Source organism: Streptomyces candidus (assembly GCF_014207445.1).
Lineage (GTDB): Bacteria > Actinomycetota > Actinomycetes > Streptomycetales > Streptomycetaceae > Streptomyces > Streptomyces candidus.
Window position 1 is genome coordinate 316,054 of the sequence record NZ_JACHEM010000003.1, and the last position, 11,220, is coordinate 327,273.

Here is an 11,220-nt window from a genome sequence, read left to right on the forward strand (position 1 = left end):
TGACCGTGGTGGCCGTCCTGATCCTTCTGTGCGTACTCGCCCTGCTCGCCGCGGTCCACCGCTACGTCTGGCTGCGGCTGATCCGCGACACGACGACCGATTCCGTACGGGGCCGGCGCATCCGCCGCGCGGGCACGGTGGCGGTCACCGTCCTGCCCCTCCTCTCGCTCGGCGCGTTCGTCTCCGCCCGCGCGGGCGTCCCCTTCCGGCTCCAGCAACTCGTCGCCTGGCCCGGCTACCTCTGGCTGGCCCTCCTCCTGTACGTCACCCTGGCCCTCCTCGCCGGTGAACTCGTCCGGGCTGTCCTGCTGCGCCGCGACAACTCCCCGGCGGACGCGGCACCCCCCGCCCCGGCCGGCCCCGAGGGCGCGCCCGCCCCCGCGCCTGCTCCCGGGACCGCGCCGGCTTCCGACGTCACGCCCGCCCCGGACCCCGCGCCCGACGCCGCGCCGGTCCCCGGCCCCGGGCCGGCCCCCAGCCGCCGCCTCTTCATCTCCAGGGCCGTCGGAGCCTCCGCCGCGACGGCCGCGGTCGGTACCGTCGCGTACGGCGCGCACAACGTCCTCTCCGGGCCCCGCGTCAAACGCGTCACCGTCCCCCTCGCCAAGCTCCCCCGCTCCGCCCACGGCTACCGCATAGCCGTCGTCAGCGACGTCCACCTGGGACCGATCCTCGGCCGCGCCCACACCCAGCGCATCGTCGACGCCGTCAACTCCACCCAGCCCGACCTGGTGGCCGTCGTCGGTGACCTGGTGGACGGCAGCGTCGAGGACCTCGGCCGGGCGGCCGAGCCGCTCGCCCGGCTCCGCTCCCGCGACGGCAACTTCTTCGTCACCGGCAATCACGAGTACTACGCGGGCGTCACCCCCTGGCTGGCCCACCTCCGCGAACTGGGCCTGCGTCCCCTGGAGAACGCCCGTACGGCCCTGCCCGCCTTCGACCTGGCCGGAGTCAATGACATCGGCGGCGAACCCACGGGGCAGGGGCCGGACTTCGGCCGGGCGCTGGGCGACCGCGACCGCACCCGTACCGCCGTCCTCCTGGCCCACCAGCCCGTACAGATCCACGAGGCCGTCCGCCACGGGGTGGACCTCCAGCTCTCCGGTCACACCCACGGCGGCCAGCTCTGGCCCGGCAACCTCGTCGCCGCCCTCGCCAACCCCACCGTCTCCGGTCTCGACCGCTACGGCGACACCCAGCTCTACGTCAGCCGGGGCGCGGGTGCCTGGGGGCCGCCGGTCCGGGTGGGAGCCCCCGCCGACATCACTCTCGTGCAACTGGCGTCCCTCCAGGCCTGACAGCCCACCCCACGCGGGCGCGCCGGGCCGGGAGGCCGAGCAGGGCCGGCCGTCCGATCCGGCTAGCCGTCCGCGTCCCCGGCCGCGCGCGCCGCCGCGTTCGCCCTGCCCGCCGCCACCGCGAGCAGCACGACGACCGCGACGGTCCCGCACGCGGGCAGGGCGACGACCGCGGGGGTCGCCCTGCCGCTGAGCGTCAGTACGGGGACCGACACCCACGTCAGCGCGCCCGCCGTGTACGCCGCCCGGCAGGTCGCCGTCAGCAGGGGAGCGGCGGCGGCGTGGCCCGCCTCCCACGCGGCGTCCGAGGAGGTCGTCGCCCTGGTCCGGATGCCGATCGCAGAGTTGCGGCCCATACCGCCCTTCGTGACGTGGTTCCGCACGAGGTGGACCATCACGCCCATCCAGAGCAGTCCCGCTCCGAAGACCAACAGACCCACCATGTCCATGACTTGCCTCCCCCTGGCAGCGATGCCGACGTCTTCGTGCCGAGACGTGCCATGACATCGCGATTCTGTCCCCGAGTGATCAGCACTCCACCGAATCTGTGCCCACAAGCGTCGCTCACGAAAGAAACGCCCCTTCCGTGGGCCCAATTCGTGTGATTAGGTGAACGAATCGTGGGGCGGGCGTGTGCACTTCCGCCGTCCCTGGGCGGGGGTACTGCGAGGAGAGCCAGGCACTATGCCGTCGATGGGTTCCGTGCGTCTGCGTGTCGTCGTCGCGGCGGGCGTGGTCGCCGCCGCAGCCGTCGGGGGGTGGCAGTTCCTCCCGTCGTCGGACGACAGCGACGTCCCGGCGATCCGCGTCGGCACGACGGACAAGTCGACCTCACTGGATCCGGCCTACGCGTACGACGCGGGCTCCTGGGCGCTGTACAGCAATGTGTTCCAGTCGCTGCTGACGCTCAGGACGGGCTCCGCCACGCCGACCGAGGACGCGGCGAAGACGGGAAGCTGCAGGTTCGTCGGGCAGAAGCTGATGACGTACCAGTGCGAGGTGCGGGACGACCTGACGTTCGCCAACGGGAACAAGCTCACCGCCGAGGACGTGAAGTTCAGTTTCGACCGGATCCTGCGCAACGGGCCCGACGTGGGCCCGCGTTCGCTGTTCACGTCGCTGAAGTCGGTGTCCGTGAGCGGGCAGACGGTGACGTTCAACCTGCACACCGGCGACGCCACCTTCCCGTTCAAGGTCGCCTCGGGCGGCGGGTCGATCGTCGACCGTACGAAGTACCCGGCGCAGGGCGAGCGCAAGGACCCCGGGGTCGACGGCTCCGGACCGTACGCCATGGCCTCGTACGAGAAGGGCAGGCTCGCCCGCCTCGTGCCGAGCGGCACGTACCGGGGGGCCGTGGCGAAGGTCGGCGCGCCGATCGACGTGCACTACTACGCGGAGTCCAAGGAGCTGCAGAAGGCGTGGGAGACCAAGGAGGTCGACGTCACGCACCGGCAGCTGCCGCCCAGGATGCTCGCCAACCTGGCCGTCGGTGACCCGAACGTGCGGATCAGCGAGGTGGAGGCGACCGAGATCCGCAACATGGTCTTCAACGTGCGCAAGGGCTCGGCCTTCGAGGACGCGTCCGTGCGCCGTGCGGTGTCGTACCTGGTCAACCGGCCGAAGCTGGCGATCGACGTCTACCACAACACCGTCGACCCGCTGTACGACGTGATCCCCAAGGGCGTCCTCGCCCACGGCACGCCGTTCTTCGACCGGGCCCCCAAGCCGGACCTCGCGAAGGCGCAGGGGGAGCTGCGCAAGGCGGGCGTGCGGCTCCCGGTGCAGTTCTCGCTCGGGTTCGCCACGGGCGGCGCGACCAGGCCCGAGGCGGAGGAGCTCAAGAGGCAGCTGGAGCTGGGCGGCCTCTTCGCGGTGGAACTCGTCGAGCGGAAGGTCTGGGACGACTTCCAGGCGGACTACAAGGCCGGCAAGTACGACGCGTACAACATCGGCTGGGTCGCCGACTTCCCGGACCCCGACAACTACAGCCAGCCCCTGGTCGGCAAGGGCAACAGCAACGCGAACGGGTACGTCAACCCCGACGTCGAGAAGCTCATCATCCGCACCCAGGGCGCCTCCAACCGCTCGGACGCCGTCGGCGACTTCAAGGCGATGCAGCGCATCGTGGCCCAGGACGTGCCGCTGCTGCCGCTGTGGCAGACCAAGGACTACGTGCTGAGCAGCAACCAGGTCGGCGGCGCCCAGTACCTGTCGGACGGCACGGGCATCTGGCGGCTGTGGGAGCTGCACCGGCTGTAGGGGCCGCGGAGCGATGCGAAAGGGCCCCGGCCGCCGGTGAGTGACCGGGGGCCGGGGCCCTTCCCGTACCTCACGTCGCGTACGGCGCGTGGTGCGGTGCGTCTTGCGGGCTGCGGCGGAAGGTCAGTAGCGGCGCGTGATCAGCGCGCGCTTGACTTCCTGGATCGCCTTGGTGACCTCGATGCCACGCGGGCAGGCGTCCGTGCAGTTGAACGTGGTGCGGCAGCGCCACACGCCGTCCTTGTCGTTGAGGATTTCGAGCCGCTGCTCGCCGCCCTCGTCACGGCTGTCGAAGATGAAGCGGTGCGCGTTGACGATCGCCGCCGGGCCGAAGTACTGGCCGTCGTTCCAGAACACCGGGCACGAGGACGTGCACGCGGCGCACAGGATGCACTTGGTGGTGTCGTCGAAGCGCTCGCGGTCCTCGGCGGACTGCAGGCGCTCGCGGGTCGGCTCGTTGCCCTTGGTGATGAGGAAGGGCATCACGTCGCGGTAGGCCTGGAAGAACGGGTCCATGTCCACGATCAGGTCCTTGAGGACCGTCAGGCCCTTTATGGCCTCGACCGTGATCGGCTTGTGCGGGTTGATGTCCTTGATCAGCGTCTTGCAGGCGAGCCTGTTCTTGCCGTTGATCCGCATCGCGTCCGAGCCGCAGATGCCGTGCGCGCAGGAGCGGCGGAAGGTGAGCGTGCCGTCCTGGTCCCACTTGATCTTGTGAAGGGCGTCGAGGACACGCTCCTTCGGGTCGATCTCCAGCTCGAAGTCCTGCCACTGGGCGTCCTCGGACACCTCGGGGTTGAAGCGGCGGATCCGGAAGGTGACCTTGATGTACGGGGAGTCGGCGAAGCCGGGCTCGGGCGCGCCCTTGCCGGACTTCTCCGCCTTGTCCAATGTCGGGGTAGCCATCAGTACTTACGCTCCATCGGCTGGTAGCGGGTCTGGACGACCGGCTTGTAGTCGAGCCGGATCGACTCGGTGCCGTCGGCCGCGACCTCGCGGTACGCCATGGTGTGGCGCATGAAGTTGACGTCGTCGCGGGTCGGGAAGTCCTCGCGGTAGTGACCGCCGCGGGACTCCTTGCGCGCCAGCGCGGACACGGCCATGACCTCGGCCAGGTCGAGCAGGTTGCCCAGCTCGACGGCTTCGAGGAGGTCCGTGTTGAACCGCTTGCCCTTGTCCTGGATGGACACGTTCAGGTACCGCTCGCGCAGTTCGGCGATCTTCGCGACGGCCGCCTTGATCGTCTGCTCGGTGCGGAACACCATCACGTTGGCGTCCATCGTCTCCTGCAGCTCCAGGCGGAGCGCGGCCACGCGCTCGGTGCCGGTGGAGTTGCGCAGCCGCTCGACCTGCTCCTGGACCAGTGAGGCCGGGTTCTCCGGCAGCTCGACGAAGTCGTTGGAGTGGCTGTACTCGGCGGCGGCGATGCCGGCCCGCTTGCCGAAGACGTTGATGTCGAGCAGCGAGTTGGTGCCCAGGCGGTTGGCGCCGTGCACCGAGACGCAGGCGACCTCGCCGGCGGCGTACAGGCCGGGAACGACCGTGGTGTTGTCGCGGAGGACCTCACCCTTGACGTTCGTCGGGATGCCGCCCATGGCGTAGTGCGCGGTCGGCTGGATCGGGATCGGGTCCGTGTACGGCTCGATGCCGAGGTACGTACGGGCGAACTCGGTGATGTCCGGCAGCTTGGCGTCCAGCTGCTCCGGCGGCAGGTGCGTGAGGTCGAGGTAGACGTGGTCGCCCTCGGGACCGCAGCCGCGGCCCTCACGGATCTCCGTGTAGATGGAGCGGGACACGACGTCACGGGACGCGAGGTCCTTCATGACCGGCGCGTACTTCTCCATGAAGCGCTCGCCGTCCTTGTTGCGGAGGATGCCGCCCTCACCGCGGGCGCCCTCCGTCAGCAGGATGCCCATGCGCCAGATGCCCGTCGGGTGGAACTGGAAGAACTCCATGTCCTCCAGCGGCAGCCCGCGCCGGTAGGCGGCGGCCTGGCCGTCACCGGTCAGGGTGTGCGCGTTGGAGGTCACCTTGAAGAACTTGCCGGTGCCGCCCGAGGCGAAGATGATCGACTTCGCCTGGAAGACGTGGATCTCGCCGGTGGCCAGCTCGTACGCCACGACGCCGGCCGACTTCTGGACGCCGTCGACGTCCTGGAGCAGCAGGTCCAGCACGTAGAACTCGTTGAAGAACTCCACGCCCTCCTTGACGCAGTTCTGGTACAGCGTCTGGAGGATCATGTGGCCGGTGCGGTCCGAGGCGTAGCAGGACCGGCGGACCGGGGCCTCGCCGTGGTTGCGGGAGTGACCGCCGAAGCGGCGCTGGTCGATCGTCCCGTCCGGGGTGCGGTTGAAGGGCAGGCCCATCTTCTCCAGGTCGAGAACGGAGTCGATGGCCTCCTTCGCCAGGATCTCGGCGGCGTCCTGGTCGACCAGGTAGTCGCCGCCCTTGATCGTGTCGAAGGTGTGCCACTCCCAGTTGTCCTCCTCCACGTTGGCCAGCGCCGCGGCCATGCCGCCCTGCGCCGCGCCCGTGTGGGAACGCGTGGGGTAGAGCTTCGTCAGCACGGCGGTGCGGCTGCGCTTGGTCGACTCGATGGCCGCGCGCATGCCCGCGCCACCGGCGCCGACGATGACGGTGTCGTACTTGTGAATCTTCATGAGTGGTTGCCTCAGCCCCGGGCCTAGCGGATGTTCGGGTCGAAGGTGAAGATCACCAGCGTGCCCAGAAGGACGGTGAACACCGTGGCGGTGTACAGCAGGTTCTTCAGCCAGAAGCGCGTCTTGGGCTTCTCCGCGTAGTCGTTGATGACGGTACGCAGGCCGTTGGCGCCGTGCAGCATGGCCAGCCACAGCATGATCAGGTCCCAGGCCTGCCAGAACGGCGAGGCCCAGCGGCCGGCCACGAAGGCGAAGCCGATCTTGGACACGCCGCCGTCCAGCACGAGCTGGATCAGCAGGTGGCCGAGGACGAGGACCACGAGCACGATGCCGGACAGCCGCATGAACAGCCAGCCGTACAGCTCGAAGTTGGTGCGGGTGGTGCGGGGGGTCTTCGAGGTGCGCTTGCGCGGGGGCTCGATGACGGGCGCCGGGTTGTCGACGTCGTAGAGGCTCACGCCTTCGACGGGGCCGACGCCTGCGGAAGAGGTCTCTGCGGACATGTGTTGTCTCAGCTCCCGAAGACTTCGCGTACGGCGTGACCGAGCACGGGGTACAGGGCGCCCACCATCAGCACGATCCAGATGCCCATGACTGTCCAGAGCATCTGCTTCTGGAAGCGGGGGCCCTTGGACCAGAAGTCCACGGCGATGACCCTCAGGCCGTTCAGCGCGTGGAACAGGATGGCGGCGACGAGCCCGTATTCGAGCAGCGCTACGAGCGGGGTCTTGTAGGTGGCCACGACATCGTCGTACGCCTCGGGAGAGACGCGGACGAGAGCGGTGTCGAGGACGTGTACGAACAGGAAGAAGAAGATGAGGACGCCGGTGACTCGATGAGCCACCCAGGACCACATGCCTTCCCGGCCGCGATACAGCGTTCCAGCCGGCACGGAAATACCCTCCGGGAGCGGGGATTGGGGTCGGCCGGCTTGGTTATGTCGGTCTGACCCGGCCGGGTACGGTCCACCGGCCCCGGTCATCGTAGCGACGAGTTGTCGGTTCCCTCGCGCGGGGGCCCCCGGTGTGATCAAACAGGCAGTCCAACAGCGCAACGGAGGGGACCGGGAAAGCCCGCGGCGAGGCTGCTGGAAGGGGTCACCGCGGTACCGGCACGGGCCCGGCGCCCGAAGGCCCGGTTTCCCCCACGAGCCGGGCGAGCCGTCCGCGGGCCAGTAGCCGCAGCTCGTCGGCGGCGACCGCACGCTCCTCGTCGGGTTCGTTGCCCAACCGGTAGCGGATGGCCCACAGTGTCCGGTCCAGGTGCCGGGAGGGCGGATAGGAGTCCAGGCAGATCACGAAGGCGTGCCCGAAGCGGCTCTCGTACGCGGCACGGGCGGCGTGCAGCGCGGTGCGCGCCGACGGCGGTGCGTCCGGGCCGGGAGCGGGCGCTTTTTCGCAGGCGAGCGCGCGGACCACCTCCTCCCCCGACAGGTCGTACGAGGCCTCCTCGGCGGCGGCGAGCAGCGACGCCGGATCCGGGTAGGGGCGGTGTGCGGCGACCCGTGCGGCCCAGCGGTGGCTGCGGCAGCAGGCCAGGAGGGCCGCCTCGGCGGCGTCCGCCGGGGCGGCGTTGAACCCGTCGAGTGAGGTGAGGGGGCTCCGGCCGCCACGGCCGCTCGTTGTAAGGGAGACGGAGGGGTGCAGCGGAACTCCTCGAATCGCGGGCGGCCCGGTCGATGGCGGGGTCGCAAACGCTATCGACGGGACGAAGCAAGCGTCCGACGAATGCACGAATTTCATCCGAACGAGAGGGTTTATGTGCGCGGAGTGGACAGCGCGACCAGGGAAAACTCCCTCTTTCGGGTGAATTGGGTACGGTATGCGACAGAAGCGAAAGTTGAGTGCGCATGAGTGATTCCCGAGAGACGCAACGGCCGGGTTCGCGCGGACCGGGCAGCCGGGTGCCGCGCGCGGCGCTGGCCGTCGGGGCCGCCGTCGTGATCGGTGCGGCGGCCACGGTGACGGTGGCGGCCTGGCCCGACGCGACGGGGCGGCCGACAGGACCGGCGGAGGCCGCCTGGTCGGAGGGTGCCCCCTCGGAGAGCGCGCGGAGCGACGCGAAGGCCGCCGCGCCGTCCTCGCCCGGCGTCTCCGCCCGTCCGGTGACCGGCCCGGCCCGGTCCGTGCCCCTCGTACGGGAGCAGCGGCCGGTCGGCGGGCAGGGCTGGCGGCCCCTGGCCTCCACCCGGGTCGTCGTCGCCGCGGGCAGCGAGCACGCCCTCGCCGACGAGGGACGGCTGCTCGCGGGCGAACTGGGCAAGCGGTACGCACAGGGCGTCGCGGCCCGGCCGGGCGACGTCGAGCTGGTGCTGGGCGCACCGGGGGTCGCGGGCGTCTCCCGTACCCCCGAGTCGTACACGGTGACGACGGGTGACGGCCGGGTCCGGATCACCGGCGGCGACGAGGCGGGCGTCTTCTACGGCACCCGCACTCTCAAGCAGGCGGTGCGCTCCGGTGGCGGGCTGACGGAGGGGGTGCTGCGGGACGCCCCCGCCAAGCCCCGGCGCGGCTTCGCCCTGGACACCGCCCGCAAGCACTTCGACGCGGAGTGGATCGAGGACCGGATCCGCGAGATGGGCGACCTCAAGCTCAACGAGTTCGGCCTGCACTTCTCCGACGACCAGGGCTTCCGCATCGCCTCCGCCTCCCACCCCGAGATCGTCTCCGAGAGCCACCTCACCCATGCCGAGGTCCGCCGCATCGTCGCCCTCGCCGCCTCCCGGCACATCCGGGTGATCCCCGAGATCGACTCGCCCGGCCACCTGGGCGCGGTCATCGCCGCCCACCCCGACCTGCAGCTCCGCAGCGTCTCGGGCAAGCCGTCGCGCGGCGCCGTCGACATCGCGAACCCGAAGGCGGCGCGGATCGTCGACGAACTGTTCGCCGAGTACGCGCGGCTCTTCCGCGGCACGTACTGGCACCTGGGCGGCGACGAGTACCGTGCGCTGACCGTGGACGACCCGGAGGCCACCTACCCGCGGCTGGCCCGCGAGGCGAAACGGAAGTACGGCCCCAGGGCCCGGGTGCAGGACCTGGCGACCGGCTGGCTGAACGACCGGGCAGCCGTGATCGCCGGGCACGGCAAGACCGACGTCCGTGCCTGGAACGACGGCTACTTCGCGGGCGGCGTCGTCGACGCGCCGAAGTCCCGCGAGGTCGCGTACTGGACGGGCAAGGAGATCGGCGCCCGCAAGCCGCTGGAGTACCTGCGGGAGGGCCGCAGGGTCCTGAACGTCAACGACGAGTACCTCTACTACGTCCTGGGCGAGCCCAACACCTTCCGGTACCCCACCGGCCGCCGCATCTACGAGGAGTGGCACCCGCGCGTGCTGCGCGGCGGCGAGGCCGTCCCGGCCCGCTACGACGCCCAGATCACCGGCGGCCAGTTCGCCGTCTGGTGCGACCTGCACGGCGCGCAGACGCAGGACCAGGTCGCCCGGGGCATCCGCCTGCCGCTGTTCGCGACGGCACAGAAGCTCTGGGATCCGAAGAAGCCGGCGCTGGACTGGGAGGGGTTCAAGGAGCTGGCAGGTGAGGTGGAATGAGTGGGTGAGGCGCTTTTCGTGACCCTCGATGGCCATGACCCCCCGTCGTGTGGGCACAATGTGCCAGGGCTGTGGTGGATACGTGCGCAACTGGCCGTTACGGCCCAGCTCGGGTGAGGCTTGAGCTTCTTGGGATCAGCGCGTGGGGGGAGTGGAGCAAATGGGTTTCTGGGGTTACTTCGTCGTGGGGAAGAACACCGGGCCGCTCTCGGGACTGGAAGCATTGTCCGAGGTCAGAGAGGATCTCGCGCTCTACGACGAGCGGGTGGGCGGCTGGCAGGTCTGGGAGCGCCCCAGCGAGCTCGAGGTCGGCGACATGGGAGCGCTGGCGCGCGGCGTGTGCCGCGAGACCGGGGCGCCCGCCCTCTTCGCCTTCGTGATGGGCAGCGACTGCGTGGTCGTGGAAGCGGCGATGCCGGACGGCGGCTCGTGGTTCGCGTGCCTGGGGCGCGAGGCGATGGCCGGTTACCTCCAGGCGGACGGGTTGCTGCTGGAGGACCTGTTCCTGTCGCCGCAGGACGCCGCGGAGAAGGGCGTCGCCTGGGCCGCGGAGGCCGGGAAGACCGTGGAGCTGGAGCCACTGGTGACCGTGCTGTCCGCGGAGGCGGACCCGCTGGCGGAGGAACTGTTCGGCTACTTCCTGGACGTACTGGGGCTGGAACGACAGCAGTGACGTTCCGGCGGCGGGCCCCGGTGCCCGGTCCGGGCCGCCGCTCGCTGTGACGCAATCGGGCGCCGGTACGCAGACGGGAGCAGTGGGTCCGTATCGGACGGACCCGGACAGCCGCCGTCCACGCCCCGCCGCGCCGACTGCCGTACGACTCGTCGCGCCGCTGCCCGCCGTACGGCCGCCGTGTCGTCGTACCGAGGAGAACGCATGAGTCTGCCCCTGGTGGTACCGACCCAGCTGACACAGCGGCTCGCCCGCGCCGACGAACGCAGCCTCGGCATCAGCGCGCTCGCCTGCCTGGACCGCTGCCTGCCGCTCCTGGAGTACGTCGAGGACGGTACGGGCGCCGCCCTCGCCGTCGACACGGGAGCGGCACTGCGCCCGCTCTGGGAGGCGGCAGAGGGCGGCGATGCGTGGCTCGGCCGGCTGCGGGCCGCCGCCGTCGGTGTCGTACGGGCCGCCGAGGGCCGCCCGCACCCCGGCCCGGTGGCGGAACTGCGCCGGGCGGCCGACGTCCCCCGGGTGTACGAGGCGGCGGAACTGCACCGGTGGGCGGGTGCCTGCTCGGCCGCCGCCCTGGCGGTGCACCGCTACCTGGACGGAGACCCCGACGGCGGCCCGCTGGCCACGGGAGAACTCCGCCGCCAGGAACGTCTGCTGGACCTGCTCGCCGCCGGGGGCGACGGCCTGCGCGCCGTCCTGGTCCAGTCCGACGAGGGCAAACGCGTGCTGCGCGCGGCGGCGGCGCGACGGGCCCGGCGGCGGTAACGGCGCCCCGCGCGTGCG

At 70.8% G+C, this 11,220-nt stretch carries 11 protein-coding genes; 5 read left to right on the forward strand and 6 right to left on the reverse strand.

Annotation, left to right across the window (positions count from 1 at the left end; genetic code table 11):
• Positions 1–5: 5 nt before the first annotated feature.
• Positions 6–1,298, forward strand: a complete 1,293-nt coding sequence (locus tag HNQ79_RS07420; protein WP_185028740.1) for a metallophosphoesterase — start codon at positions 6–8, stop codon at positions 1,296–1,298.
• A 62-nt stretch (positions 1,299–1,360) separates the two neighbouring features.
• Here HNQ79_RS07420 and HNQ79_RS07425 read toward each other — a convergent pair whose 3' ends face one another.
• The gene (locus HNQ79_RS07425; RefSeq protein WP_185028223.1) at positions 1,361–1,747 is read right to left on the reverse strand and encodes an SdpI family protein; all 387 of its coding nucleotides are present in this window, start codon (positions 1,745–1,747) and stop codon (positions 1,361–1,363) included.
• Between the two features lie 244 nt (positions 1,748–1,991).
• Between HNQ79_RS07425 and HNQ79_RS07430 the strand changes: the two genes are divergently transcribed.
• Positions 1,992–3,557 (forward strand): ABC transporter substrate-binding protein, encoded by a 1,566-nt coding sequence (locus tag HNQ79_RS07430; protein WP_185028225.1) that lies wholly within the window; start codon positions 1,992–1,994, stop codon positions 3,555–3,557.
• 123 nt (positions 3,558–3,680) lie between these two features.
• Here HNQ79_RS07430 and HNQ79_RS07435 read toward each other — a convergent pair whose 3' ends face one another.
• The 5 genes from HNQ79_RS07435 to HNQ79_RS07455 all read right to left on the reverse strand — a co-directional run bounded on the left by HNQ79_RS07435 (position 3,681) and on the right by HNQ79_RS07455 (position 7,959).
• Positions 3,681–4,463 carry a succinate dehydrogenase iron-sulfur subunit gene (locus HNQ79_RS07435; protein WP_185028227.1) on the reverse strand — a complete coding sequence of 261 codons (783 nt, stop codon included), beginning with the start codon at positions 4,461–4,463 and terminating at the stop codon, positions 3,681–3,683.
• Entirely contained in the window at positions 4,463–6,217 is a 1,755-nt protein-coding gene (sdhA, locus tag HNQ79_RS07440) for a succinate dehydrogenase flavoprotein subunit (protein WP_185028229.1), read from the reverse strand. The genes HNQ79_RS07435 and sdhA overlap by 1 nt, the downstream gene beginning before the upstream one ends.
• A 23-nt stretch (positions 6,218–6,240) precedes the next feature.
• On the reverse strand, positions 6,241–6,720 hold the full coding sequence (locus tag HNQ79_RS07445; protein WP_185028231.1) for a succinate dehydrogenase hydrophobic membrane anchor subunit: 480 nt from the start codon (positions 6,718–6,720) through the stop codon (positions 6,241–6,243).
• 8 nt (positions 6,721–6,728) lie between these two features.
• Positions 6,729–7,109 carry a succinate dehydrogenase, cytochrome b556 subunit gene (gene sdhC, locus HNQ79_RS07450; protein ID WP_185028233.1) on the reverse strand — a complete coding sequence of 127 codons (381 nt, stop codon included), beginning with the start codon at positions 7,107–7,109 and terminating at the stop codon, positions 6,729–6,731.
• A 205-nt stretch (positions 7,110–7,314) separates the two neighbouring features.
• The gene (locus tag HNQ79_RS07455; protein WP_185028234.1) at positions 7,315–7,959 is read right to left on the reverse strand and encodes a 2-oxo-4-hydroxy-4-carboxy-5-ureidoimidazoline decarboxylase; all 645 of its coding nucleotides are present in this window, start codon (positions 7,957–7,959) and stop codon (positions 7,315–7,317) included.
• Positions 7,960–8,066: 107 nt separating this feature from the next.
• Between HNQ79_RS07455 and HNQ79_RS07460 the strand changes: the two genes are divergently transcribed.
• The 3 genes from HNQ79_RS07460 to HNQ79_RS07470 all read left to right on the forward strand — a co-directional run bounded on the left by HNQ79_RS07460 (position 8,067) and on the right by HNQ79_RS07470 (position 11,202).
• Entirely contained in the window at positions 8,067–9,764 is a 1,698-nt protein-coding gene (locus HNQ79_RS07460) for a beta-N-acetylhexosaminidase (RefSeq protein ID WP_185028236.1), read from the forward strand.
• Positions 9,765–9,924: 160 nt separating this feature from the next.
• A complete protein-coding gene (locus HNQ79_RS07465) occupies positions 9,925–10,437 on the forward strand; it encodes a hypothetical protein (protein WP_185028238.1) in 513 nt (170 codons plus the stop codon).
• A gap of 204 nt (positions 10,438–10,641) precedes the next feature.
• Positions 10,642–11,202, forward strand: coding sequence for a hypothetical protein (locus HNQ79_RS07470; RefSeq protein ID WP_185028240.1), 561 nt, complete (start codon positions 10,642–10,644; stop codon positions 11,200–11,202).
• Positions 11,203–11,220: the final 18 nt, after the last annotated feature.